Source organism: Occultella gossypii (assembly GCF_019947135.1).
Taxonomy (GTDB): domain Bacteria; phylum Actinomycetota; class Actinomycetes; order Actinomycetales; family Beutenbergiaceae; genus Occultella; species Occultella gossypii.
Genome location: NZ_JAGSHT010000007.1, coordinates 203,486 through 228,835 on the forward strand (window position 1 = coordinate 203,486; position 25,350 = coordinate 228,835).

Annotated in this window: 25 protein-coding genes; 8 read left to right on the plus strand and 17 right to left on the minus strand. The window is 71.4% G+C overall.

The window, feature by feature from the left end; translation table 11 throughout:
- Position 1: 1 nt before the first annotated feature.
- On the minus strand, positions 2 to 1,108 hold the full coding sequence (locus tag KCQ71_RS27225; RefSeq protein ID WP_223404462.1) for a substrate-binding domain-containing protein: 1,107 nt from the start codon (positions 1,106 to 1,108) through the stop codon (positions 2 to 4).
- Between the two features lie 172 nt (positions 1,109 to 1,280).
- On the opposite strand from KCQ71_RS27225, the gene KCQ71_RS07605 reads away from it, so the two are divergent.
- Entirely contained in the window at positions 1,281 to 5,039 is a 3,759-nt protein-coding gene (locus KCQ71_RS07605) for a CBM96 family carbohydrate-binding protein (RefSeq protein ID WP_223404464.1), read from the plus strand.
- A gap of 22 nt (positions 5,040 to 5,061) precedes the next feature.
- On the opposite strand, the gene KCQ71_RS07610 is transcribed toward KCQ71_RS07605, so the two are convergent.
- The 12 genes from KCQ71_RS07610 to dhaK form a co-directional block, all read right to left on the minus strand.
- Positions 5,062 to 5,850, minus strand: a complete 789-nt coding sequence (locus tag KCQ71_RS07610) for an ABC transporter ATP-binding protein (RefSeq protein WP_223404466.1) — start codon at positions 5,848 to 5,850, stop codon at positions 5,062 to 5,064.
- A gap of 11 nt (positions 5,851 to 5,861) precedes the next feature.
- Positions 5,862 to 8,261 (minus strand): ABC transporter permease, encoded by a 2,400-nt coding sequence (locus tag KCQ71_RS07615; protein WP_223404468.1) that lies wholly within the window; start codon positions 8,259 to 8,261, stop codon positions 5,862 to 5,864.
- Positions 8,262 to 8,396: 135 nt separating this feature from the next.
- Positions 8,397 to 9,017, minus strand: a complete 621-nt coding sequence (locus KCQ71_RS07620; RefSeq protein WP_223404470.1) for a hypothetical protein — start codon at positions 9,015 to 9,017, stop codon at positions 8,397 to 8,399.
- An 8-nt stretch (positions 9,018 to 9,025) separates the two neighbouring features.
- Positions 9,026 to 9,877 (minus strand): prephenate dehydratase, encoded by an 852-nt coding sequence (locus KCQ71_RS07625; protein WP_372453956.1) that lies wholly within the window; start codon positions 9,875 to 9,877, stop codon positions 9,026 to 9,028.
- A gap of 70 nt (positions 9,878 to 9,947) precedes the next feature.
- Positions 9,948 to 10,172, minus strand: coding sequence for a hypothetical protein (locus KCQ71_RS07630; RefSeq protein WP_223404472.1), 225 nt, complete (start codon positions 10,170 to 10,172; stop codon positions 9,948 to 9,950).
- Between the two features lie 18 nt (positions 10,173 to 10,190).
- Complete coding sequence (locus KCQ71_RS07635) at positions 10,191 to 11,702, minus strand: CoA-acylating methylmalonate-semialdehyde dehydrogenase (protein ID WP_223404474.1); 1,512 nt, start codon at positions 11,700 to 11,702, stop codon at positions 10,191 to 10,193.
- 70 nt (positions 11,703 to 11,772) lie between these two features.
- On the minus strand, positions 11,773 to 12,201 hold the full coding sequence (gene ndk / locus KCQ71_RS07640; RefSeq protein WP_223404476.1) for a nucleoside-diphosphate kinase: 429 nt from the start codon (positions 12,199 to 12,201) through the stop codon (positions 11,773 to 11,775).
- Between the two features lie 19 nt (positions 12,202 to 12,220).
- Complete coding sequence (locus tag KCQ71_RS07645) at positions 12,221 to 12,682, minus strand: DUF4233 domain-containing protein (RefSeq protein ID WP_223404478.1); 462 nt, start codon at positions 12,680 to 12,682, stop codon at positions 12,221 to 12,223.
- A gap of 19 nt (positions 12,683 to 12,701) precedes the next feature.
- On the minus strand, positions 12,702 to 14,426 hold the full coding sequence (locus tag KCQ71_RS07650; RefSeq protein ID WP_223404480.1) for an MDR family MFS transporter: 1,725 nt from the start codon (positions 14,424 to 14,426) through the stop codon (positions 12,702 to 12,704).
- 213 nt (positions 14,427 to 14,639) lie between these two features.
- Positions 14,640 to 15,344, minus strand: coding sequence for a dihydroxyacetone kinase phosphoryl donor subunit DhaM (gene dhaM / locus KCQ71_RS07655; protein WP_223404482.1), 705 nt, complete (start codon positions 15,342 to 15,344; stop codon positions 14,640 to 14,642).
- Positions 15,341 to 15,991, minus strand: a complete 651-nt coding sequence (gene dhaL, locus KCQ71_RS07660) for a dihydroxyacetone kinase subunit DhaL (RefSeq protein ID WP_223404484.1) — start codon at positions 15,989 to 15,991, stop codon at positions 15,341 to 15,343. Before dhaL ends, dhaM begins: the two co-directional genes overlap by 4 nt.
- Positions 15,991 to 16,998, minus strand: coding sequence for a dihydroxyacetone kinase subunit DhaK (dhaK, locus tag KCQ71_RS07665; RefSeq protein ID WP_223404486.1), 1,008 nt, complete (start codon positions 16,996 to 16,998; stop codon positions 15,991 to 15,993). The genes dhaL and dhaK overlap by 1 nt, the downstream gene beginning before the upstream one ends.
- 215 nt (positions 16,999 to 17,213) lie before the next feature.
- Between dhaK and KCQ71_RS07670 the strand changes: the two genes are divergently transcribed.
- Positions 17,214 to 18,002 carry a DUF3626 domain-containing protein gene (locus KCQ71_RS07670; protein WP_223404488.1) on the plus strand — a complete coding sequence of 263 codons (789 nt, stop codon included), beginning with the start codon at positions 17,214 to 17,216 and terminating at the stop codon, positions 18,000 to 18,002.
- Here KCQ71_RS07670 and KCQ71_RS07675 read toward each other — a convergent pair.
- Positions 17,983 to 18,822, minus strand: a complete 840-nt coding sequence (locus KCQ71_RS07675) for a class I SAM-dependent methyltransferase (RefSeq protein WP_223404490.1) — start codon at positions 18,820 to 18,822, stop codon at positions 17,983 to 17,985. The two genes, KCQ71_RS07670 and KCQ71_RS07675, sit on opposite strands and share 20 nt — an antisense overlap.
- A gap of 148 nt (positions 18,823 to 18,970) precedes the next feature.
- On the opposite strand from KCQ71_RS07675, the gene KCQ71_RS07680 reads away from it, so the two are divergent.
- Both KCQ71_RS07680 and KCQ71_RS07685 read left to right on the plus strand, forming a co-directional pair.
- Positions 18,971 to 19,648 carry a winged helix-turn-helix transcriptional regulator gene (locus KCQ71_RS07680; protein ID WP_223404492.1) on the plus strand — a complete coding sequence of 226 codons (678 nt, stop codon included), beginning with the start codon at positions 18,971 to 18,973 and terminating at the stop codon, positions 19,646 to 19,648.
- A gap of 84 nt (positions 19,649 to 19,732) precedes the next feature.
- Entirely contained in the window at positions 19,733 to 20,332 is a 600-nt protein-coding gene (locus KCQ71_RS07685) for a GNAT family N-acetyltransferase (protein WP_223404494.1), read from the plus strand.
- A 91-nt stretch (positions 20,333 to 20,423) separates the two neighbouring features.
- Here the strand turns inward: KCQ71_RS07685 and KCQ71_RS07690 are convergent, their stop codons facing one another.
- Positions 20,424 to 20,732 carry a YbaY family lipoprotein gene (locus tag KCQ71_RS07690; RefSeq protein ID WP_223404496.1) on the minus strand — a complete coding sequence of 103 codons (309 nt, stop codon included), beginning with the start codon at positions 20,730 to 20,732 and terminating at the stop codon, positions 20,424 to 20,426.
- An 81-nt stretch (positions 20,733 to 20,813) separates the two neighbouring features.
- On the minus strand, positions 20,814 to 21,317 hold the full coding sequence (locus KCQ71_RS07695; RefSeq protein WP_308116618.1) for a YdeI/OmpD-associated family protein: 504 nt from the start codon (positions 21,315 to 21,317) through the stop codon (positions 20,814 to 20,816).
- A 108-nt stretch (positions 21,318 to 21,425) separates the two neighbouring features.
- On the opposite strand from KCQ71_RS07695, the gene KCQ71_RS07700 reads away from it, so the two are divergent.
- Positions 21,426 to 21,974 (plus strand): nucleoside/nucleotide kinase family protein, encoded by a 549-nt coding sequence (locus tag KCQ71_RS07700; protein ID WP_223404500.1) that lies wholly within the window; start codon positions 21,426 to 21,428, stop codon positions 21,972 to 21,974.
- A gap of 26 nt (positions 21,975 to 22,000) precedes the next feature.
- Here the strand turns inward: KCQ71_RS07700 and galE are convergent, their stop codons facing one another.
- Positions 22,001 to 23,005 carry a UDP-glucose 4-epimerase GalE gene (gene galE / locus KCQ71_RS07705; RefSeq protein WP_223404502.1) on the minus strand — a complete coding sequence of 335 codons (1,005 nt, stop codon included), beginning with the start codon at positions 23,003 to 23,005 and terminating at the stop codon, positions 22,001 to 22,003.
- 241 nt (positions 23,006 to 23,246) lie between these two features.
- Between galE and KCQ71_RS07710 the strand changes: the two genes are divergently transcribed.
- Genes KCQ71_RS07710 through KCQ71_RS07720 form a run of 3 tightly spaced genes read left to right on the plus strand, consistent with a single transcriptional unit; the run spans position 23,247 to position 25,329 of the window.
- Positions 23,247 to 23,744 (plus strand): VOC family protein, encoded by a 498-nt coding sequence (locus KCQ71_RS07710; RefSeq protein ID WP_223404503.1) that lies wholly within the window; start codon positions 23,247 to 23,249, stop codon positions 23,742 to 23,744.
- 5 nt (positions 23,745 to 23,749) lie between these two features.
- Complete coding sequence (locus KCQ71_RS07715; protein ID WP_223404505.1) at positions 23,750 to 23,920, plus strand: hypothetical protein; 171 nt, start codon at positions 23,750 to 23,752, stop codon at positions 23,918 to 23,920.
- Entirely contained in the window at positions 23,917 to 25,329 is a 1,413-nt protein-coding gene (locus tag KCQ71_RS07720) for a dihydrolipoyl dehydrogenase family protein (RefSeq protein ID WP_223404507.1), read from the plus strand. The genes KCQ71_RS07715 and KCQ71_RS07720 overlap by 4 nt, the downstream gene beginning before the upstream one ends.
- Positions 25,330 to 25,350 lie beyond the last annotated feature (21 nt).

The following is a 25,350-nucleotide window of genomic DNA, read 5'->3' on the forward strand; positions in this document are numbered from 1 at the left end:
CTCAGATCGTCGTGGACGCACGTATCCGCAGCGTCGGCAGCAGCACCTGCCGGCGCGGGCTCAGGGCCTGCTCCCCCGGTGCGTCCCGCTCCGCGAACCGGTCGGCGCACATGCGCACGGCGAGGCGTCCGAGATCGCGCTTGGGCGGCGCGACGGCCGTGAGCGGAACGGCGGCGTCCGCGGCGCGCTCGTCGTCATAGGCGACGATCGCCAGGTCCTCCGGCACCCGCAGTCCCGCCGCCGGCGCGGCGTCGGCGAGGTCGACGGCCTCGTGGTCGGAGAGCACCACGACGGCGCTCACGCCGGCCGCGCGAACCGAGTCCAGGACGTCGCGCAGGCTCCGGGCGTACTCCGCGCCGGTGCCCGGGCCGACGGTGTGTTCGAACGTCAGCACCGACGGACCCGCCTCCTCGCGAGCGAGCGCCATCCCGGCGCGCAGCCACGGTCCGGTGGGATTGTGTCTGCGCATGGCGAGCCCGATCCTGCGGTGCCCGAGGGCGATCAGGTGACGCATGGCCGCGGCCATCCCGAGTGCGTGGTCGGTATGCACGGACTCGATGCCGGAGAACGGATCGGGCACCTCGCGCTCGATCAGCACCACCGGCATCCGGGCGTCGGCGAGCAGGCGATAGATGCGGGCGTCCGCGGACTGCGTCCGTGCCGGCGTGACGAGCAGGGCGTCCACGCCGCGCGCGAGCATCCGCTCGACCAGGGTCACCTCGTCATCCCTGGAGTAGTCGGACACCCCGAGCAGGAGCCGGAGCCCGAGCCGGTCCGCCTCGTCGTGGGCGCCGTCCACGACAGCACGGTAGTAGTAGTCCCGCGCGGGCACGACGATCCCGACCAGGGCACCCTCGCCGTCGTGAGCCGTCTCGCGCGCACTGCGAGCGCTGCGAGCACGCGACCGTGTCGGAGCGGCCCGGGCAGGCTCGCGAATCGCACCACCACGCACCCGGCGTGATGGCGGCGAGGAGGCGACCACCGAGGCCAGGTCGCGCCGGATCGTGATCACGCTGACGTCGAACCTCGCGGCGAGCTCGCGAACCTCCACGGCGCCGCTGGCAATGAGTTCCGCAGCGATGCGGGCACGGCGTTCCTCGGTGAGCACCCCCCAGGAATAGCGGGTCGGGGGCCCCCGCGCAACGTGACCGGTTCTGATCGCTTCTCCGCAACTGCTGGACCGGGCCGATCATGCGGGGCGACGCTGAGCGCCGTTCGATGTAACGACGCATCGTCTGGAGCAACGGAGGCTTCGAGTGAGGACAGTTCGAGCGAGAGTCGTGACGTCCGTCGCGACCGCGGTGGCGATGGTCGCGACGTCGCTGGCCGTGGCCGCGCCCGTGGCCGCGGACCCCGGTTTCACGCCGGAGGCACCGGACAACATCGTCGATCTGGTCCGCACCGACCACCCGAGACTGATCCTCGACGACACGGCCCTCAGCCAGGTCGAGCAGTGGATCGCGACCGACGACACGGCCGCGGGGCTGGCCACCGATGTGCTCGGGCAGGCCGAGGCACTCCTGACCGCACCGGTCACGATCTACGACTTCCCGGACGGGCGCAGCCTGCTCACACCCGTCCGGGTCATCCTCAACCGGACCTACGTGCTGTCCCTGTCCTACCGGCTGACCGAGGACACCCGGTTCCTGGACCGGGCGTACGCGGAGCTCGAGGCGGCGGCGCAGTTCCCGGACTGGAATCCGGAGAGCTTCCTGTCCGTGGCCGAGATGCTGCATGCGTTCGCGATCGGATACGACTGGCTGTATCCGGCCCTGACCACGCAGCAGCGCGGCGTGCTCGAGAACGCCATGGTCACCCTCGGCTTCGAGCCCGCCCAGGCGGGCTACGACGCCGGTGCGTCCTGGACGACCACGAACAGCAACTGGAACGTCGTGTGCACGAGTGGTATCGGGATCGCCGCGCTCGCCCTCGCGGACGTCGAACCCGACCGGGCCGAGTCGCTGCTGCAGGCCGGCCTGTCGCACGTCGGGATCGCGCTCGACGAGTTCGCACCGGACGGCGGCTACCCCGAGGGCGCGACGTACTGGGACTACGCCACCCGCTACCTGGTGCCGTACCTGGCCAGCCTCGGCACCGCCGTCGGGGACGACTTCGGGCTCTCGGACGCGCCGGGTCTGGACCGGACCGCGGACTTCTCCATGTACATGGCCGGGCCGTCCGGGCGGACGTTCAACTACGCCGACGCGTCCTCGAGCTACGGCGGCTCCCCCGCCACCTACTGGATGGCCGACCGCTACGACCAGCCCGGGTACGCGTGGTGGGGCGACGAAGGGCTGACCACGCCGGCCAACCCCCAGGACCTGCTCTGGTACGGCCTGTCCGAACGGGCCACGCCGGCAGAGAGCGCGATGCCCCTGGACCGGTACTTCAGCGGCACCGAGACCGTCCTGTCGCGTTCGGCGTGGGATGCCCCGACGGCGCTGTTCACCGGGTTCAAGGCAGGCGACAACTCCAGCAACCACGGCGACCTGGACATGGGCACGTTCGTCCTCGACGCCCTCGGCACCCGCTGGGCGGACGAGCTCGGCGCCGATTCCTACAGCCTGCCGGGCTATTTCAGCACCGGGCCCGACGGAGAGCGCTGGACCTACTACCGCAAGCGCGCGGAGGGCCAGAACACCCTCGTCATCAACCCCGGGTCGGGAGCGGATCAGTCAGTCGCGGCGACCGGGCACATCATCGACCAGGGGTACTCCCCCGCCGGCTCGTTCGCCGTGGCGGACCTGACCGAGGCCTACGCCGACCAGGACGTGACCTCCTGGCAGCGGGGCGTCGCGATGATCGACGACCGCTCCCGGGTGGTCGTCCAGGACGAGCTGAGCTCGACCACCCCGGTCGAGGCGTGGTGGTTCATGCACACGTCGGCGGACGTCGAGATCGCCGAGGACGGACGCAGCGCGGTGCTGACCATCGAGGGCCGGCAACTGCTCGCCCGGCTGGTCGACGCCCCGGCGCAGGCGCAGTTCTCGGTGATGGCCGCGCAGCCGCTGCCCACGTCGCCGAACCCGGACGGGCAGGCGGCGAACGGCCAGTCCAAGCTGACCGTGCACCTGCCCGGGGTCACCGACCTGCGCCTGTCCATCCTGCTGGAGCCCCTACCGGTCGGTGGCACGGGCGAGCCGGTTCCGGCGGTGACCGACCTGGCCGACTGGACCGTGCCGGCCTCCGGCGCCGCGACGCTGAGCGACCTGACCCACGACGGCGTCACGATCCCGGGCTTCTCCACCGACGCCCGCACGTTCGTGCTCGAGACCGCCGACCTCGGCGCCATCCAGGCGGTCCCGGCGACGGGCACCGACCAGGTGGACGTCCAGATGCCGACCGCACTGCCCGGGACCGCCGTCGTCTGCGTCGGCCCCGCGGGTGAGGACTGCCAGACCCGGTACCAGGTCCATCTGACCCGCCCGTACACCGGCCCGCTCACGGGGAGCATCGTCGGCACGAACCCGACGTCGTATGCGATCGACGACGATCTCGGCACCTTCTGGTCGGCCCAGGGCGACGGCCAGTGGCTGCGCGCCAACCTCCCCGAGGTGAGGACCGTGGACGGGGTCCGCGTGGCGTGGAGCCAGGGCGCCTCGCGGGTGTACACCTACGACGTCCAGACCTCGCTGGACGGCGAACAGTGGTCGACGGTGTGGTCCGGCGCCAGTTCCGGCACCACGCTGCAGCTCGAGGACGTCACGTTCGACCCCGTCCAGGCGGCTCACGTCCGGATCCTCGCGCACGGCAACAACGCCAACATGTGGATGAGCCTGACGGAGCTACGCGTCGTCACCACCGCGGGCGAGTGGCCGCAGATCGAACGGCCTGCTCCGGAGCCGGCCGCGATCACGATCGGATCCGGCGCCCTGGGGATACACCCACAGACCGTGCAGACCCCGGACCTGAGCGTATCGATGACAGACGGCTCGACGACCGCGCTGGATCCGACGACGGCGACCCTGCGGTCCTCCGATCCCGCGGTCGCCGAACTCACCGGCGATGGCGTGGTCGTGGCCCGGGCGCTCGGCAGCGCCGTCCTGACGGCGCTCTGGCGCTCACCGACCGGAACTCTGGTGGGTGGGCGGGCCACCGTGGCGGTGACCGATCCGGCGACGACCATGCTGACCGCGGCCCGCGACGGCTATGTGCGCGACGGCACCTATGCCGACACCTCCTTCGGCTCGGCCGCCTCGATGACGGTCAAGCGCGACCCGAGCGGCAACAACGCCGGCTTCAACCGGGAGACGTACCTGGCGTTCGACCTGGAGCCAGCCGACGGGCGGGAGCTCGTCGGTGCCGAACTCGTCCTGACGGCGGGAGTCACCACGGACCGCACCATGGTGGTCGACGTGAGCACCGCGGCCGCGGACTGGACCGAGGCGACGCTGACCTGGAACTCACGCCCCGCCGTCGGCACCCCGATCGCGCAGTTCACGGCAGGCAGCGCGGTGGCCCCGGTGACCATCGACGTGACCGGCGCCGCGGCGGCGGCGCTCGGCGAAGGCGAGGCGAGCCTCGGCTTCGCGCTGCTCCAGAACGCTCAGGACAGACAGGCCTTCGGCACCTCCGTGTGGTCCCGCGAGCGCGGCGCGGGCGGCCCCACGCTCGTCCTGCACTGGGCCGAGGCGACGGCGTGCACGTCCACGGTGACCGGACCGCTCTCCGGCGCGATCGCCCTGACGGGGTCGATGGCGTGCATCGTCGACGCCGATGTGCGCGGGCCGGTGACCGCCGCGGACGGCACGTCCGTCCGGATCGATGGGTCCACGATCGCGGGCCCGGTGACCGTGCCCAGCGCTGGCGCCGTGATCGTGACGGACACGACGATCAACGGTCCGGTGCAGCTGTCCGGGGACTCCTCCTCGATGTGGGTGGAGGCCAGCACGGTTCGGGGGCCGGTCGGTGCACTGGCCCCCGGCGGCACGTTGGTCCTGCTCGATTCCGAGGTGGTGGGCACCCTGACCTGCTCCGCGGAGTCGGTCACGGTCCTCATCGACACCGAGGTCAGGGTGGCGCAGCCGGAGTGCGGCTGAGCGAGCCCACTCAGGTGCCAGGTCAGATCCCGAGGCGCCGCATCCGGGCGATGACCGCGTCCACCCGGGCGGGACCGGCGACCGGGCCGCGATCGTCGAGGGTGAGCTCGTCGGCGATCCGGCCGTCGATCATGAAGACCACCCGGTCGGCGCGCGCGGCCACGCGCACGTCATGGGTGACGACCAGCATGGTGGTGCCCTCGCGGTTGAGTTCGGCGAGCAGGGCCAGGATCTGCTCGGCGGAGTCGCGGTTGAGCGCCCCGGTGGGCTCGTCGCCGAAGACGATCCGGGGTCGGCGCATCAGGGCCCGGCAGATCCCGGCCCGCTGCAGCTGACCCCCGGAGACCTGGGCCGGCATCCTGGCCCGCAGGTCCCAGATCCCGGCCCTGGTCATGAGCTCCTTGGCCCTGGCGACGCGGTCCGCGGGGGTGCCGACCCGGTCGAGGGAGCTGGTCAGGACGATGTTCTCGAGCAGGCCGAGATCCCTGAGCAGGGTGGGCTGCTGGAACACGAACCCCATGTGTTCCCGGCGATGGTCGGCGAGCTCGTCGGGGCTCAGCGCGGTGAGTTCGACGTCGTCGAGCCGCACGGTCCCGGCGTCGACCGGGTCCATCCCGGAGAGGCTGTGGAGCAGGGTGGACTTGCCCGAGCCCGAGGCGCCCATCACGGTCACGAACTCGCCCTCGGCGATGGTCAGGTCGACACCGTGCAGCACCTCGACGTCCTGGCCGTCGAGGGTGAAGCTCTTCCTGAGGCCGCGGGCACTCAGCAGTGCCGTGCCGGTGTCGGTCGGCGAAACGGTGGTGATCATCGGCGGAGTCCTCACTGGTTCTTGATGGTGGCGGAGATGGCGAGGCGGGCGTCCGGCCGCGTGCTCGCCACGGTGGCGACGGCGACGACGGCGAGGAGCACGAGCGGGGAGGCGGCGTAGGCGAGCCAGGGATCCGCGACCAGGTGCAGCTCGGACAGGCCGATGCCCGAGAGGAACACTCCGGCGAGGCCGCCGCCGAGCACCTTCGCACCGACCGCACCGACGAGCACGCCGGCGGCGAGCACCGCCGCGGACCGGACCACGTACTGGATCTGCACCTGGCGGTCACGGAAGCCGAGCGCCCTCATCACGCCGATCCCGAAGGCGTCACGAACGATCAGCAGCCTCATGAACAGGGCCGTGATCAGCGCGGCCACGGCGAACCCGATGGCGAGCGCCGCGATGGCGACGGTGCGCAGGGAGTCGATGGTGCCGCCCATGCTGGCGTCGACGAAGTCACGCACCGAACTGACCTCGAGCTCGGGGTACGCCGCGGCGTACCTCGCGATCGTCGTGGGCACGTCGACGCCACGGTCGACGTCGGCGTAGACGGTGCTCCCCAAGAGGTCGGCACTGGTGTGCGGGCCGACCATCTTCGCGGTCCGCCCGCCGTTGGTGATGTCCTGGTAGATCCCGGTGACGGTCAGTTCGAGCGCGCCCGATGACTCCGGGACGGGCGCGACCGGGGTCACGGCGATCCGGTCCCCCACCGCGGCACCGAGCGCGTCAGCCTGCAGCCGGGAGAGGGCGATCTGGGTGTCGGCGGTCGGAGCGACGCCCTCGGAGTAGGTGAGCGGGAACGCGGCCAGGTCCCCGGACTCGATCTTCACGATGGCGGGCACGCCATCGGCATCGAGGGCCGTGTAGGAAGCCGTGGTGAACATGGCATGGCCGGTCACCTGCGGGTCCTGCGCCAGATCGCGGTCTAGGTCGGCGATCCGGCCGGTGGTCGCGCCGCCCTGGGCATCGACCCGGAGGTCGCTGACGCCGGCGCCCATGTAGGTGACGAACGTCGGGGCGGTCACCGTGGTGTGCAGGTTCTGCGGGAGGATCAGGATGAACGCGCCGAGGGCGTAGACCACGAGCGGGACCAGGTACAGGGCGGGGCGCCGGAGCAGGTCCCGCAGACCGAGCCGGACCGGGGCCCCGGGGCGGTCGCCGAGCGCGGAGAGCAACCGCGCCGGGCGGCGGCGCGAGGCCGAGGCAGCGGGTTCACCGGTGCGGATCGCCTGGACCGGGGAGACGGTCTGCAGGCGCCGGAGCGTGCTCCGGACCGCGAGCGCGACCACGGCGACGATCAGGGCACTCAGCCCGGCGCCGACGAGGAAGGCGGGCAGGGCGCGGCCGGCCGGCCCGAAGTAGAGCAGCACGTCGGCCAGGAGCAGCTGGTTCAGCGCGAGCGAGCCGATCAGGCCGACCACGGCACCGGCCGCGGCGAGGACGAGGTACCGGCGCGTGTAGAGCCGGCGCAGGTCCCGGTCGCGGACGCCGATCGCCTTGAGGACCCCGATCTCCCGGTAGTCACGGTCGAGCGTGGTGAGCAGGGTGAACCGCACGCAGAGCAGGGCGATCGCGACCAGGAGCACCGTGACCAAGGTGATGATCACCGAGATGATCCCCCCGGACAGGGAGTTGACCAGGACGAAGAGGGTCCAGGTGATCGTCGGCCCGTTCGCCTCCAGCCCCGCGGCCTGGTACTCGGTCTCGAACTGCCCGACGGCGTCGGCGTCGGTGAGGCGGAACTGGATCAGGTACTCGATGGCACCGGCCGGGCCGACGGCGGTCGTCAGCTCCTCGAGGTCGGTGGCGGAGACGAGCAGCCGCTTGGACGAGGCGTAGGAGGAGTTCATCTGGGAGTCCCGCAGGAACCCGGCCACGGCCAGCTCCACGTGCCCGCCCGGGCCGGACACGGTGAGAACCTGACCCTCCGCCAGGCCAAGCAGCTGCTGGTAGAACAGCGGCAGCCAGACGGTGCCGGGCTCGGGGTCGATGACTGCGCCGTCGGTGTCCAGGAGCAGGTCGAACTGCTCGTTCTGGGTCACGAACGCGTCGTCCTGCAGCCCGGGGGCCAGGGTGGTGTCGGTGCCCTCGCCGGTGACCCGGATGGCGGAGGAGTCCACGTTCAGCATCGGGACCACGTCGTGGGCGTCCACCAGGGGGTTGCCGGCGGCGAACGCGGCGATCCGCCCCTCATCGACGGACCCGGCGTGCATCTGCAGGAAGTGCGGCGTCTGTGCTCGCTGCATGAGCGCGGCACTGGCGCCGGTGACGGTGACGATCAGCGCGCCCGCCGAACTCGCGAGTGCGGCGGACAGCGCCACGAACAGCACCAGGACGACGGCGGTCGTCGGGTTGCGCCGGATGGCGTTTCGAGTGAGCTGGCTCAGGACCTGCCCCTGGCTCGGGTTCATGTCTCAAGCCAAGCGGCCCAGGGTGCCCGCCGGTATCGGTGGTGCCCCTGAACCTCCCCTGATCGTGACCAGGACTCGATCGGGGGTTCCGCGTCAGGGTTGCCGGCCGCGCTCGGCGACCCGGCACTCGGTGACTCAGTCGCCCTCGGCGTCCGCGTCCTCGTCGGGCACCACGACCGACTGGTCGACCACGTCCGCCTCCTCGGCGAGGTCGTCGAGGTCGGGACGCGCGGTCCCGGGGTGGTAGTCCTCCCCCACGCCGGTCGGGTCCGGGTGCGCGATCTCCTCGACGAGGTTCTTCGGGTCCGTCTCGTCGTCCTCCACGAGACCGGCGTCGCGCCAGGACTCGTGACCGGGAAGCGTGCTCATGACTCCTCCTCGACTCGGGTCTGCCCATAGTGGACCGTCCGTGGCCGCGCCGCCACCCACGCCCGAGCCGGTTCGCAACTCCCGGATGAGGACGACTGCGAACACGACCAGGGCCACTGCGGCGCGGATGAGTAGACCGCCCGCCGCGTAACCGATCCCGTCCGGGCACACTGAGTCCTGGTGGCCCGGGGCACCGGAGACCTCACATCCGAGATACAGCACGTCCCGGCCGATCGGGACGCCGACGAACGTCAGGAAGATGCCCGTCGCGAGGAATGCCGCGGTCGAGAGCCCGAGGGCCCGCAGCACGGCGTCGAACCGGGTCGGGGCGGCCCACCCCCGGGCACCGGCGGCTCCCGGGCCAGCGGTCCGGCGCCGCGCGCCCACGCCCGCCGTCACCTCCTGGGCTGGTGCTGGCGGTATTCGTCCGCGGGGTAGACGCCGAGGATCTTCACCTCGGTGGTGAAGAACTCCAGTTCCTCCAGCGCGCGCCGCAGCCCGATCTCGTCGGGGTGGCCGTCGACCTCCGCGAGGAACTGGGTGGCGGCGAACTCCCCGCCCACCATGTAGCTCTCCAGCTTCGTCATGTTGACGCCGTTCGTGGCGAACCCACCGAGCGCCTTGTAGAGGGCGGCCGGGAGGTTGCGCACGTTGAAGATGAAACTCGTCACCACCGGCCCGTTCCCCGCCGGCGCCCGGACCAGGTCCGGGGACAGCACCACGAACCGGGTGGTGTTGTGGTCCTCGTCCTCCACGTCCGTGGCGAGGATCTCCAGCCCGTAGATCTCGGCCGCCAGCGGTGGTGAGATGGCGGCCATGGTGGGATCGGCGGCCTCGGCCACCTCCCGGGCGGCGCCGGCCGTGTCACCGGAGATCACCGGCGTCAGGTTCAGCGCCCGGATCACGTTGCGGCACTGCCCGAGCGCGTGCACGTGGCTGTGCACGGTCCGGATCGTGTCCAGGGACGCCCCGGGGATCGCCATCAGGTTGAACCGGATCCGCAGGAAGTGCTCGGCGATGATGTGCAGCCCGGATGTGGGCAGGAAGTGGTGGATGTCCGCGACCCGCCCGGCGAGTGAGTTGTCGATCGGAATCAGCGCCAGATCGGCGTCGCCGTGCTCGACAGCCGCGAACACGTCCTCGAAGGACGCGCACGCCACGGCCTCCCACTCCGGATAGTGCTGCTTGCACACGATGTCCGAGTTGGCGCCCGGCTCGCCCTGATACGCGATACGTCCCTTGCTCACGACAGGCAGTTTCCCACGTCGGCGCACCCGCGTAGGTGCGCGGGTCGCCGTCGAGGCCCGACGGCGGCGCTCAGGTCGTCGAGGTGCGTCGCCGTCGCGCGCCGAACCAGTACCGGACCGTCTCCCGGATCCCCGCCACGACCGTCCCGAGCACCAACATCAACCAGGTGCTCCGGCCGTACCAGGTCTCGCCGTTCATCAGACTCAGCATGATCCCGCCCGCGAACATGATCGCCGCGGTCACGGCGATCCGCGCGGGCACGGTCCGCGGCTCCCAGGCCAGGACCCGGTTCATGCTCTCCCCCACCCGGGCTCAGTGCCGGGGCTCGGACGGGAACGCGAGCGAGGCCGCCGGCCGCAGTGCGCTGTCCGGCCACCGGCTCGTGACGGCCTTGGCGCGGGTGTAGAAGTTCAGCCCCTCACGGCCGTAGATGTGGGTGTCACCGAACAGGGACGCCTTGCGCCCACCGAACGAGAAGGAGCCGGCCGGCACCGGGATCGGCACGTTGATGCCGACCATGCCGGCCTGCACCTCCCGCTGGAACTTGCGCGCCGCCGCACCGGAGGAGGTGAAGATGGCCGCCCCATTGCCGTAGGGGCCCTCGTTCACGATCCGGATGGCCTCGTCGACGTCCGCCGCGCGCAGCACCACGAGCACGGGCCCGAACACCTCCTCGGTGTACGCCCGCGAGGACCGGTCGATCCCGGTGATCAGCGTGGGACCCACGAAGTAGCCCTCCGGGTGGCCGGGGACGGTCAGGCCCCGGCCGTCGAGCACCACCTGGGCGCCCTCGGCCTCGGTCTCGGTGATGATCGAGAGGATCCGGTCCCGGGACGCGGCCGTGATGACCGGTCCCATCTCGGAGTCCTCGCTCGTCGAGGGCCCGACCACCACGGCCTTGCCCTTCTCGGCGATCGCCTTGATCAGCGGCCCGGTCTCCTCCTCGGTGCCCACGGCGACGACGGCGGAGATTGCCATGCACCGCTGCCCGGCGGACCCGTAGCCGGCCGCGACGAGGTGGTCGGCGGCCTCGTCGATGTCGGCGTCCGGCATCACGACGGCGTGGTTCTTGGCGCCGCCGAGGGCCTGCACCCGCTTGCCGTGCGCGGAGCCGCGCTCGTAGACGTGCTTGGCGATCGGGGTGGAGCCCACGAACGAGACGGCCTCGATGCCGGGGTGCGCGAGGATCGCGTCCACCAGAGCCGGCCCGCCCTGCAGGACCGAGAACACGCCGTCGGGCAGTCCTGCCGCGGCCCAGAGCTCGGCGAGCTTCAGCGACGCACTGGGGTCCCGCTCGGACGGCTTGAGGATGAACGAGTTCCCGGCCGCGATCGCGATCGGGGCCATCCACAGCGGCACCATGGCCGGAAAGTTGAACGGCGTGATCCCGGCGCACACCCCGAGCGGCTCCCGGTAGGCGTAGGTGTCCACCCCGGTGGAGAGCTGGTCGGCGTAGGACCCCTGGAGCAGCTGCGGCAGTCCACAGGCGAACTCGATGATCTCCAGCCCGCGGGTGATCTCCCCCGCGGCGTCCGGGCGGGTCTTGCCGTGCTCGCGGGAGATGATCTCCTCGATCTCCGCGCGCCGGGTCGCAACCTGTTCCCGGAACGCGAACAGCACCCCGGCCCGCTTGGTGAGCGACGTCTGGGACCACTGGTCGAACGCGGCCTGTGCCGCGGCGACGGCCTCGTCCAGCTCGGCCTGACCGGCCGCCGGGATCACGGCGATCACACTGCCGGTGGCGGGATCGGTGACGTCGATGGGATCGCCGCCGGTGCTGCGCCGCCGGCCGTTGATCACGTGCTCCACAGTGGGTGCGCCCATGGGGTCCTCCTCGTTGGGGTATCCCACAGTTCTACCCGTCGCGAGGCCCCGCGTCACCCCTTTCGAGCCGTCAGCGACCCGGGAACCAGAGCCCGATCTCACGCTCGGCGGACTCCACGGAGTCCGAGCCGTGCACCAGGTTCTGCTGTACCTTCAAGCCCCAGTCGCGACCGAGGTCGCCGCGGACGGTGCCGGGCAGCGCCGCGGTGGGGTCGGTGGCCCCGGCGAGCGCGCGGAAACCCTCGATCACCCGGTTGCCCTCGGCGATCGCGGCGAGCACCGGGCCGGAGCCCATGAACTCCACGAGCGGGGCGTAGAACGGCTTGCCCTCGTGCTCGGCGTAGTGCGCAGCCAGGAGGTCGTCGTCGGCGGTCCGGAGCTCGACGGAGGTGAGGGTGTACCCCTTCGCCTCCACCCGCCGGAGGATCTCGCCGACGAGACCGCGCCGGACGCCGTCGGGCTTGATCAGGATCAGGGTGCGCTCGGTGCTGGTCGTCATGGCACTCACAGTACTGGCGTCAGGATGCTGCGGCGGCCCGCTCGGCCCGCAGCCGCTCGAGGCGTTCGGCGTCGATCTTCCCGCCGAGCCAGACACCCGTGACCCAGATGGCGGCGAACACGATGCCGATCACGAGCATCATCGGGACCAGGATCCCGCTGAGCAGGAGCAGCGCCTGGACCACGTACCCGGCCACCAGAGCGATCGGGTACTTCTGCAGGTAGGCGGCCACGATGCACAGGAGCATGCCGACGCCACCGACGACCCAGGTCACCCCCGGCTCGGAGAGCTCCAGCCCGAACGCGACGAGGGTGGCGAAGAAGACCACGAACACCTCGAGCGAGAGCACGGTCAGGCAGAAGATCAGGCGCGCCGAACGCTGCGGACGCCGGGCCGGTCGCACAGGCGCCGAACCCTCGACGGCGGAACTCGCCTCACCGGCGCGGCGCGCCTCGGGCTCTGGGTTGGGGGGCGTGGTCACGATCCCAGGCTAATGCGGCTCAGCCGGCCCGGGAGCCAGCATCCTCCGCGACCGGCTCCCCGTCGGCAGGTCCCGGTGCGCCCACCGTGCCGTCCGGAGCCGGTTCGTCCTCGTGATCGGCCACGTGCCGGCCGTGCCAGTGCCCGTGGTCGTGCGGCGGCCCCTCCACCACGGCCTCTCCCCGGGCGACCATCCCGGCGGTGTCGGACAGTTTCACCTCACGCAGGAACAGGGTGAGGACGAACCCGAACGCGAGCAGCGGCACGAACGCCCAGAACGACGGCGCCAGCGACTCGGCGTAACTGTTCACGACGAGTTCCTTCAGTGCGTCGGGCAGCTGGTTCACCACCCCGGGCGTGAGCGTCTCGATGCCGAGCCCGTCCGCGGGCAGCTCGTCCGGTGGGATCGTGGCGAGCCCTTCGTTGAGGTTGTCCACGAGGCGGGTCGTGAAGATCGTGCTGAACAGGGCGGCGCCGACGGCGGCGCCGATCTCCCGGAAGAAGTTGTTGGCGCTGGTGGCCGTCCCGATCTCGTGCGGATCCACCGAGTTCTGCACCGCGAGCACGATCGTCTGCATCACCAGGCCGAGGCCGGCACCGAGCGTGAAGATCATCGCCCCGAACAGGACCATCGACATGTCCCCGGTGATCCGGGTCAGCCAGATCAGGCCGAGGGTCGCGATCGCCATGCCGGCGATCGGGAACATCCGGTACCGGCCGATCTTCGTGATCGCGAGACCGGAACCGATCGCGGTGACCATGACTCCGACCATCATCGGCAGCAGCAGGAATCCGGACTCTGTGACCCCGGCGCCGGTGGACATCTGCAGGAACGTCGGCAGGAAGCCGAGGGCGGCGAACATGCCGGCCCCGATGATGAGCCCGACTGCCGTGGAGATCGAGAACGTGCGGTTCTTGAACAGGTGCATCGGCAGCAGCGGGTCCGCGACCCGGTTCTCGACGATCACGAACGCCACCACCGAGACGACGGTGCCGACCACCAGGCCGAGCAGCATCGGGTCGCTCCAGTCGTAGCCCCGCGAGCCGCTCCAGCTCTCCCAGCTCGTGGCCAGGACCAGCCCGGACGTGGCCAGCACCATGAAGACGATGCCGCCGACGTCGATCCGCCGGCCCGAGCGGTGGCTCGGCAGCTTCAGCGTGAACCAGCCGATCGCGAACGCGATGAGCCCGATCGGGATGTTGATCCAGAAGCACCACCGCCAGTCCGCGTTCTCGGTGAAGAGGCCGCCGAGGAGCGGGCCGATCACCGCGGAGATGCCGAACAGCGCGCCCATCGGACCCATGTACTTGCCCCGGTCCCGGGCCGGGACGATGTCCGCGATGATCGCCTGCGAGAGGATCATCAGGCCACCACCGCCGAGGCCCTGGACACCCCGCCAGATCACCAGCTGGTTGAAGTCCTGGGCGAACCCGGCACCCGCCGAGGCGATCGTGAACAGCGCGATGGCGATCAGGAACGGCCACCGCCGGCCCCAGAGGTCACCGAACTTCCCGTACAGCGGCATCACGACCGCGAGCGACAGGATGTAGATCGTGACGAGCCAGCCCTGGTGCTCCACGCCGCTGAGCTCGCCGACGATCGTCGGCATCGCGGTGCCGATGATCGACTGGTCCAGCGAGGACATGAACATCCCGGCCATCAGTGCACCGAAGATGAGCCAGACCATGCGTTGGTTCAGGACGATCTTCGGCTTGTCGTCGGTCAGCGTGGGGGCGTGTGCCATGGATTCCTCGGCGTTCGGTTCTCGTGCGGAGCTGCTGGGCAGGGCGCACCGATCAGATCAATGGTGCGGGATGCCGACGGCGCGTGAATCGTCCCCAGTGGGGAAATGTGCCCCACCAGGGTCCGTCCTGGGGTGGAGACGACGCGGTTCGCCGGGCCTCGCAGGCCGACGGGGCCGATGTGGCGTTCACCACATCAGCCCCGTCGCCATGCCTCACTCCTCGCCGAAACCGGCCTCCACGTCCGCGACGATCGCCTCCAGGGCCTGCGCGGCCTGCGGCCCGGTGGCGCGCAGGCGCAGTTCGGCACCGCCGGTCAGGCCAAGGCCCATCAGCGCCAGCACGCTGGCCGCGTCCACCCCGTTCAGCGTCACCTCGGCGTCGAAGTCCGCCGCCTTGCGGGCCAGGGTTGCCGCCGGCCGGGCATGCAGCCCGAGCCGGTTGCGCAGCACCACGGAGCGCTCGACGGCGTCCGCGGCCTCCGCGGCGACGTCGCCCGCCGTGGTGCTCGCCCCGACCGCCGTCGAACCGCCGAACGAGTCGATCGCCGTGCGGGCGGCGGTGCCCACCGCGGAAGCATCGCCGCCGGACTGGGCGGCGACCGCGGCCGCGACCGCCCCCTCGACGAACGGGGCGTCGACCATGACCACGCGGTCGTCGTCGAGCACGTCCACGACGGACTCCGCCGTGAGCGCGGCCGACCCCAGGTCGGTGAGGATCGCGACCGCGGCAGCGCCGCCGTCGAGCAGTGCCGTGACCGCCCGCTCGACCAGGTCATAACTCGTCCCGATCCGGCCGTCCTCGGTCCCCCCGGCCGCCCTGATGGCGACGTCCGGTGCCATCTGCTGGGCCACCTCGACGGCGCCCGCAGCCAGCTGCGCGGAGTGGGAGACGAGCACGAGCGCCGTGGCGGCGCTCACTCCGCCCCCTCGGCCACGTCGGCGGCCACCGCGAGCAGCAGGGCGGAGGACTCCGCACCTGGGTCGCGGTGCCCGATGGCCCGCTCCCCCAGATAGCTGGCCCGGCCCTTGCGCGCCACCAACGGATCGGTCGACTCGGCACCGGTGCGGGCCGCCGTCGCCGCCGCGCGCAGCGCCTGCGTGGCCGTCCCACCGCCGTCGGCGACCTCCAGAGCGGCCGCGGCGGCGGGGGTCCACGCGTCGACCATGGTCTTGTCGCCCACCTCGGCCTTGCCGCGCGCGACGATGCCACCGACGGCGGCGTCGAGCAGTGCCGCGACGCCGGCGGCATCGACCGTGGCGCCGTCGGCGACCTTGGCGGCACGCAGGTACGCCGTCCCGTACAGCGGGCCGGCCGCCCCGCCGACCGTGGACATCAGCGTGGTCGCGACCAGCTTGAGCACGTCGCCGACCGACTCCGGCTCCGGGGTGTCCGGATTGTCCAGCTTGACCAGGACCGCCTTGAAGCCGCGGTCGAGGTTCTCGCCGTGGTCGCCGTCGCCGATGGCGCGGTCCAGATCGATCAGCTCCATCCGGTGCTCACCGACGACGGCGGCGCTGCGGCGGACCCATTCGGTCGCCCAGGCGACGTCCAGAACGTCCGCCATCAGATGCCCCAACGCAGCGCCGGGGTGTGCACGGGCGCGTCGTAGAGGGCCGTGAGCTCGTCGTCGAGGCGCAGCACGGTGATGGACGCGCCCTGCATCTCCAGGGAGGTGATGTAGTTGCCGACCAGGGAGCGGGCCACGGTGACACCCTTGGCCTCGAGCTGGGCGCGGGCGTGGCGGTAGACGATGTAGAGCTCCGAGGACGGTGTCCCGCCCATGCCGTTGACGAACAGGAGCACCTGGTCGCCGCTCGTGACGGCGAGGTCCTCGACGATCGGGTCCAGGAGCAGGTCGGTGATCTCGTCGGCGCCGGCGAGCGGGATGCGACGTCGGCCCGGCTCGCCGTGGATGCCGATGCCGATCTCGATCTCGTCCTCGCCGAGGTCGAAGGAGGGCTTGCCGGCGTGCGGCACGGTGCAGGCGGTCAGTGCGACGCCCATCGAGCGGGCTCCGGCGTTCACCCGGGTGGCGATCTCGGCCACGGTGTCCAGGTCGTCGCCACGCTCGGCGGAGGCGCCGGCGATCTTCTCGACGAGCACGGTGCCCGCCACACCGCGGCGGCCGGCCGTGTACAGGGAGTCCTGCACGGCCACGTCGTCATCGGTGACCACGGCCCTGACGTTGATCCCCTCGGCGTCGGCCAGCTCGGCGGCGGTCTCGAAGTTGAGCACGTCGCCGGTGTAGTTCTTCACGATGTGCAGCACGCCGGCGCCGCCGTCGGCCGCCTTCGTGGCGGCCAGGATCGGGTCCGGGGTGGGCGAGGTGAACACCGGGCCGGGCACCGCCGCGTCGAGCATGCCGACACCGACGAAGCCCGCGTGCAGCGGTTCGTGCCCGCTACCGCCGCCGCTGACCAGACCCACCTTGCCCTGGACCGCCCCACCGGCCCGGGACACGAACAGTTCCTCGGGACTGTCGCTGGCGATGACGAGGTCCGCATGGGCGGCCACGAAACCTTCGACACTCTCGGCGACCACGTTCTGCGGGTCGTTGATCAACTTCTTCATGACTGCTCCTTCGCATCTGCGCCCCGGCGATGGGCCGACGGCGTGAGGACCGACACTGCCTTGCCAACTCTGTACCCCACGGCACGGATTTGCCTAGCGATTGGGCCAACGTGCGCGCGTCACGCGGCCGCGCGCACACGTGGCCGCCCCCGGCGGCATAATCGTTGCGCGATGGCCCCCCGCTCACCCCGGCACAGCAACGTGCGCTTGCGCACGTGGCCGCGCAGTGTGCCGGGCCGCCGCTCGGGGCGCAGGAGCGGGTGACCCTGCAGTTCCACCCGGACCGGCTCGCGGGCGGCCGTCCGATCCTGGCGGCGATGGCCGACGACGGCCGGTACCGCTCGCAGTTCGAGACCGGCACGAGCAACGGCGGGCTGACCGCCCACCCGGGCGGCGACCGCTGGGCTTGGGAGAGCCGCCTGTTCGGCAGTGCGTACGACGACGCACCGCCGGACCAGCGACCGGTGTACGGCGCGCTGAACCACCGCCGTCGGGCCGTGGGAGGCGCGCAGCGCTTCGGCTCCGCCCACCTCCGGCTGACCGCCGACGTCAACGCCCGCACCACGTTCTGCTACCCGGACAGCGTGCTCGAGCCGGTGGACTTCGGGGTGGCCGAGCGGATGCCCCTGATCGAGATTGCCGAGGCGGACTCGGTCGACCTGCTCGACGACTGCATCGAGGCGCACGTGCACGGGCCGGTCCGGATCCCCGACGACGTCGAGGCGCTGGTGCTCGACCCGTGCTTCCGGGGGACCACCGTGGAGACCGGCGCGGCCCGGCTCGGCTGCGTGGTCGAGTGGCATCCCGGGTTCCGGATCACCGCCGACGTGCTGGCGGCGCACCCGGAGTACCGCGGGCGGCGGTTCGTGGACCTCGGACTGCGCCTCGCCGTCGACGGCGTTCTGGACGCGACCATGATCGGCACCGCCGCCCACGGCGGGCACTACGACGAGCAGGACCTCAAGCGGGTCTGGCACCTGCTCGCTAGGTTCGGGTCGCCGTGAGCAGGAGGTACTCCCACTCCATTCCGAACGACCCGCCGGCGTCACGCCCGTACTGCTCGCCGAGATCGGCCAGCGCGGTGTCCAGGGCGGCGACCTTCTCAGGGTCGGCGGCGATGGCGCGGTAGATCGCGATCGTCGGCCCGTACGTCTCCTTGAAGTAGTCGCGGAACGCCTCGCCGTCCGCGAAGGCGTCGACCACGAGGCTGCGCCGCTGCGCCGAGCGGATCTCGGCGCCGTCTCCGAGCAGCGCGCGGACGTGGTCCTCCCGACCCCACAGCGGTGGGGGCTGGGCTCCGGGCGGGGGCGGTGGGGCGAACGGCTTCATGGTGGCGAACATCTGGCCGATGAACCCCTCGGGCGTCCAGGACAGCAGCCCGATGGTTCCGCCCGGCCGGGTGACCCGGACGAGTTCGTCGGCGGCCTCCTGGTGGTGCGGCGCGAACATGACGCCGACGCAGGACACGACGACGTCGAAGGCGCCGTCGTCGAACGGCAGCGCCTCGGCGTCCGCCTCCTGCCAGTCCAGGTGCAGGCCGGTGCCGGCGACGGTCCGCTCGCCGATCTCGAGGAGGGCGGGGGTGAGGTCGCTCGCGACCACGTGTGCGCCTGCGCGCGCCGCAGGGATGGCGGCGTTGCCGGTGCCGGCCGCGACGTCCAGGACCCGCTGTCCCGGGGTGATGCCGGCGGCCTCGACGAGCACGGGTCCGAGGGAGGGGATGATCTCGGCGGCCACCCGGTCGTAGGCGCCGAGGCCCCACATGGTGCGGTGCTTCGCCTTGAGTTCGCGGTCGACAGGGTCGGTGGTGATCGGCTGTGCCATGGTTCGGCGCTCCTTCGTTAGGGGTTCCCAGCGTGCGGCCGGCGGGCCCGCGCCTCCAGTGCCATCTCTGAACCGGAGGCGGTTCACGATCTGTACTGGTCCGCGGGACGCGACAGGCGTCTAATTGGCGCAGGACGAGGAGGTCACGATGGCGACGTACGGTCAGTTCTGCCCTGTCGCGAAGGCGATGGAGGTGCTCGACGAGCGCTGGACGCTGCTGATCATCCGGGAACTGATCTCCGGGAGCAGCCACTTCAACGAACTGCGGCGCGGGCTGCCGAAGATGTCACCGGCGCTGCTCTCCAAGCGCCTGCGCACCCTCGACCGGGCCGGCCTGGTGCGCCGGGTGGAGGTGGGCGGCAAGGTCAGCTACGCCCTGACCGAGTCCGGGCTGGACCTGCAGGAGGTGGTCGAGGCACTCGGGGTCTGGGGCCTGCGGTGGGTCGGTGACCTCGGCGAGGACGACCTCGACCCGCACCTGCTGTTCTGGGACATGCGCCGGACCATCCCGGTGGCGGCGTGGCCACGCACGCGCACGGTGCTGGAGTTCCGGCTCTCCGACCTACCCCACCGGGTCGGCGGGTGGTGGCTGGTGGTCACCGGTGACGACGTGGACGTCTGCGACTACGACCCCGGGTTCGAGACGGTCGCCACGGTCCGGACGACGCTGCGTACCCTGGTCCGGTTGTGGCGCGGGGAGGCCCGATGGGAGGGCGCACTGCGCTCCGGGGACGTCACCGTCGACGGGCCCGCGGACGTCAGGCAGGCGATCCCGGGCTGGCTCGGGCGGATGCGCATGGCCGACGTGGCCGCCGCCCGGGCCTGAGTCCTGGGTGGGTGCAGGACTGGCCGTTGTCTCGCCGGGCGTGGCGAGTGGAGCGGCTCCGGCCGGCCGTGATCCCCTTGGCGCATGTCGAATCCGCTCGAACAAGTCACCCTGACCGGCCACCTGGTCCGGCTCGAGCCACTCTCCCCCGCGCACCACGACGGCCTCGTGGACGCGGTGCAGGACGGGCAGATGTGGGACCGCTGGTACACCTCGATCCCCCGGCCGGAGGACATGGCTGGTGAGATCGGGAGCCGGCTGGAGCGTCAGGCTCGCGGCGAGATGCTGGCGTTCACCGCGATCCGGCCTGACGACACCGTGCTCGGGATGACCACCTACTACGACTGGGACCCCGCGGTGCCGCGCCTGGAGATCGGATACACCTGGAACCGGGCCTCGGCCCACGGGAGCGGCACGAACGCGGAGTCGAAGCTGCTGCTGCTCACGCACGCGTTCGAGACCCTGGGGTGTGAGTGTGTGGGCCTGCGGACGCAGTGGGTGAACCACCAGTCGCGTGCCGCGATCGAACGTCTCGGTGCGAAGCAGGACGGCGTGCTGCGCGCGAACCGGCGCTACCGCAACGGCGCCCTGCTGGACGCGGTCCTCTACTCGATCCTGCGCTCGGAGTGGCCGGCGGTCCGAGCGAACCTGGAGCACCGACTGCGGAACCGGATCCCCGGCTGATCAGGCCCGTGAGCGTGCGATCTTGCGGCGCATCCCCCGGGTGAGCCGCAGACTCGCACTCCCGCGGCGGTCAACTCTCCGCGCGGACTCGTCAGTTCTCCACGCGGACCAGGAGCAGGTCGGTCAGCGGCTCGTACACGTGGACGAGCTCCGGGGTGCCCCACGTGCCCGCCGATGAGGTCAGCTTCGCCCACAGGCCGAGCTTCTTCCGGTTCGGAGCGTCGGCCGCGTCCACGGTGAGGGTGAAGTCCGCGTCCCCCACGCCCGCATCGAAGGCCGCCCCGGCGAGCACCTCGCCGTCGTGGGCGACCAGTTTGACCGTGAAGACCGAGCCCTCCGGCAGCGCGATGCGCTCCCGGATCCCGACGGTGCCGTTGACGGAGACGATGTTGGAAGCCATCTGGTGATGGTAGGTCCGATTGCCCTTGTCAGACGCAAGTGATCGGCGATTGGTATCGCCTCGATCCGTATCGGTCCGGGGTCAGAGCACCCGACCCTCGCGCAACGCGGTGATGGCCTTCTCGACCCGCCTGGTCCGGGTCTCGTCGGTCTTCGCGTCGGCGACCGGCAGCGTGAAGCGCTTCTGCTTGCTGGCCGAGAGCGACTCGTAGAAGGACTTGGCTGCGGGGTCCTCGGCGAGTGCCGCCGCGAGCTCCGGTGCAACCTCGGCCACGCGGGGTTCGGTGTCGAGCACGACGTCCACCTCGACCGTGTCGCCGCCGGCGACGCCCGCCGCCGCACGGTTCGCGGCGCTCAGAGAGATCATGAACTGGCCCTCATAGGAGACGGCCGAGCTGCGGTAGGTGTGTCCGTTGATGGTCACGACGACGAGGTGCCGTTTCGCGGGCCCCAGGGCCGTCATGACCTCCTCCGGAACAGGAACGCCAGTGTTGTTTCCGGTCTGATGGATCGTCGTCGTGTATCGCATGGGTCCTAGTTTGCCGCTGCTCGCGGCCGGGAGCAGGCCGACATCATCGGCCCACATCAGAAGGGTGGTGGCAATCCCCTCGTTCCGTAGAGACTTGATTTTGTGGACGGATCCCTCGAAAGCAATCCGGTTGATCCGTGCCCGAATGACTGCCACCGTGCAGGCATGCCAGATCCGGTCACGACGCCAGATCCCAGCCAGAAGCGGGCCGCTCCGATGTGCATGGTCCTTCTCGGGGGCGCGCCAGGCATCGGGAAGTCCGCCGTGGCCCGCGAGTGCCTGGGCCTCGCCGCCGCCGGCGCCCGCCTCACCCAATGGGTGGATGTGGACGCTCTCTGGGCGCACCAACCCTGGGAGGTGAGCGATCGGACGACCGCGATGGTGCAGGCGAACCTACGAGCCGTCATCGCCAATGCCGACGCAGCCGGGATGGAACTCGTCCTGGTCACCTGGGTGTTCCAGGACGCCCGGATGCAGGACCTGGTCCGCTCGCTCGCGCCGACCGGGCTCGCTACGGTCAGCGTGCAGCTGCACGCCGAGCCCGCGACCTGGCGACGCCGGTTCGAGGCCGACCCCGGTCGTCCCGAACTGGGCGACTTCTATCGGCGCCGTTACGACGAGGCGCAACGGACGCCGTCGGACCATGTCCTGCACACCGACGGGAAGACCGCCCGGGCCGTCGCCGTTGAGCTGGCTGCGCTGCTACCGGACTGAGGGTGCGCCGCTGTCTGCTCGCGGGCTCACCCCTGGCCGAGCACCTGTGCGCGTCTATCCGCCCACGCCAACGCGGACGCGATCGCGTCCTCGAGGCTGAGTTCGGCCCGCCAGTCGAGCAACGCGGTCGCCCGGTCGGCGTTCGCGAAGGCCCCGACGGCGTCCCCCGGCCTCGGCGGCGCCGTCACCGTGGGTACCTCGGCACCGACGACCCGCTCGAACGCGGTGATCAGCTCCCGCACCGTCACCCCCGAGCCGGTGCCGATGTTGATGATCACGCTCGGGGCGTCGACTCGCGCGAGGACGTCGTCGAACGTCTCGATCGCGCGCACATGGGCGCGGGCCAGGTCCCACACGTGGATGTAGTCGCGGAGCCCGGTGCCGTCCCGGGTGGGCAGGTCGGTGCCGGTGATCGTGAACGCCGCCTGCTCCCCGCGGGCGGCGAGGACGAGCTGGCCGAGCACGTGTGAAGGTTCCTTGTCGTAGATCCCGCTGGTCAGGTCCGGATCCGAGCCGATCGGGTTGAAGTAGCGCAGGATCACCGCGCGCAGATCGGTGGCGACGGCCAGGTCCTGCAGGATCTGCTCGATGATCCGCTTGGTGCGCGCGTACGGGGACGTCGGGTCCAGCGGGTCCGCCTCGGTGACCTCGAACCCCTCCTTCGGCGCGTACAGCGAGGCCGAGGAGGAGAACAGCACCCGTGGCTTGCCGAGCGCGGTCAGCTCGTCGAAGAGCTCCAACGACTTGGCGACGTTGTCCCGGTAGTAGAGGTAGGGCTGCGCCACCGACTCCGGGACCACGATCCGGGCCGCCATGTGGATGGTGGCCTCGATGTCGGGGTGCTCCGCGACGACCCGGCGCAGCAGGTCCCGGTCGGCGACGTCGCCCTCGTAGAAGATCCGGCCCGTCGTGAACGTGCGCGGGCCGCTGAGCAGCGAGTCCAGGATCACCGGGGTGTGCCCGGCCTGCTCGAGCGCCGTCGCGGTCACCGACCCGATGTAGCCGGCGCCGCCGGTGACCAGTACCTTCACGCACGCCAGCCTAGTGGGCGGTCCGCGGCGGAGTTCGGCGACCGGCGGGCGGTGAGGGCAGGGCCGTCCTTGAGGGGGTGACCAGTTGGCCCGGGGGTGCACGGGTGTGTCGAGACCAGTGGGCCCGGGGGGCACGGGTGTGTCGAGACCAGTGGCTCCGACGGGCGCGCCCGTCCGGGCGTGGGCAGGACCGTAGGGATGTCCCCACGAAGGGACGCCACTACGAGGAAGAGGAGTCACCATGACCACCACCCCAGCCACAGATCAAGCCAGGACACCCGCTCCGAACGCCGGCGACTTCCGGCTCGAGGTCGTCGTCATCCCGGTCGTCTCCGTCGACCGCGCGCTGCAGTTCTACGCCGGGGCGCTCGGCTGGCGCGTGGATGCCGACTTCACGGTCGACGACGGGCTCCGGGTCGTCCAGGTCACCCCGCCTGGTTCCGGTGCGTCGATCATCTTCGGTGACAAGGTCACGGCGGCAGTTGCGGGCTCGATCGACAGCCTGCTGCTCGCCGTGCGTGACATCGACGCCGCCCGAGCGGAACTCATCTCCCGCGGAGCCGTGGTCAGTCCCGTCTTCCATGACGCGGGCGGAGTCTTCCACCACTCCGGCACATCCGCCCGTGTCCCGGGGCGCAGCCCACAGGCGCCGGACTACGCATCGTTCGCATCGTTCGCGGATCCGGACGGCAACACCTGGTACCTGCAGGAGATCCAGTCCCGCGGACCGGGCCGGTGACCCCGATGGCTGAGACCACCTACGAGTCCGTGGACGATCTGGAGGCGGCACTGCGCCGCGCCGCGGCCGCGCACGGCGAGCACGAGGAGCGGACCGGCGTGCCCGATCCTGACTGGCCCGCCTGGTACGCGCTCCACATGGCCCGCGAGCGCGCCGGCGCGGAGCTCCCATCATGAGCCGCACCGACGTCATCGTCCTCGGGGGTGGCGCGGCCGGCGAACACTGCGCGGGCGCCCTGGCGGGGCACGGCGCCAACGTGCTCCTGGTCGAGCGCGAGCTCGTCGGGGGCGAGTGTTCGTACTGGGCGTGCGTTCCGTCCAAGACCCTGCTCCGGGCGGGCGAGGCCGTGCACGCCGCGAGGGCAGCCGGCGCGCACGCGCAGGTCGACGTCGAAGCTGCCCTGGCCTGGCGCGACTTCATGGTCTCCGGCGGGTCCGATGCCGGACAGGAGCGCTGGCTCGCCGACGCCGGCGTCTCGCTGGTACGCGGTGACGGCGTCCTCACCGGCCCGGGGTCCGTGCAGGTCGGCGGCGAGCACCACACCGCGGAGCACGTCGTCATCGCGACGGGATCCGAGGTGTTCGTCCCGCCGATCCCCGGCCTGGCGGACCTGGAGGGCGTCTGGACCAATCGTGAGGCGACCTCCATGACGAGCGTCCCTCGCCGTCTCGTCGTGCTCGGTGCCGGGCCGGTCGGGGTCGAACTGGCTCAGGCGGTGCGTCGACTCGGCGGGGAGGTCGTCGTGGTCGGCAACGATCCACGGGTCCTTCCCCGCGAGCCGGCACGCCTCGGCGCCGCCGTCGGCGACGCTCTCACCCGTGACGGCGTCGAGCTGGTCCTCGGGGCGCGCGTCACGGGCGCCCGGAGGTCCGGTCCGGACGTCGTGCTGGACCTCGACGGCGGACGCGAGGTGCGCGGGGACCGCCTCCTCGTCGCGACCGGACGCCGGCCCCGGGTTCGCGGGATCGGCCTCGAGCGCGTCGGCGTCGAGCCCGATCCGCGCGGCATCCAGGTCGATCACCGGCTCCGGGCAGGGGACGGGCTCTGGGCGGTGGGCGACGTGACCGGGATCGCCCAGCTGACCCACGTGGGCAAGTACCAGGCGGACGTCGCCGTGGCGAACATCCTCGGTGGGTACCGCTCGGCGTCCTACACGGCGGTGCCACGGGTGGTGTTCACCGACCCGCAGGCGGCCGCCGTCGGCGCGACGGAGGACTGGTTCAGTGGCACGGCCGATCTCGCCGGCGTCCCGAGGCTCGCCACATACACCCGTGAGTACGCGACCTCCAGCGGCTTCCTCACCCTGCTCAGCGACGGCTCGCGGCTGACGGGCGCGTACGGCGTCGGCCCTGAGGCCGGCGAGTGGCTCCAGCAGGCGACCCTGGCGATCCGTGCGCGGGTCCCTCTCGACCTGCTGGCGGACACCATCCAGCCGTTCCTCACGTTCTCGGAGATCTACATCGCCGCGCTCGGGTCGCTCATGCACGCGATCAGGAACGACCCGAGCCATCCGATCGAGGCGCTGACCGCGCACCGGCCCGGCACTCCAGCACGAACTCGTGCACCGCGCGGTCCGGCCAGGTGAACCTCCTGGCCTGCCCGCGCC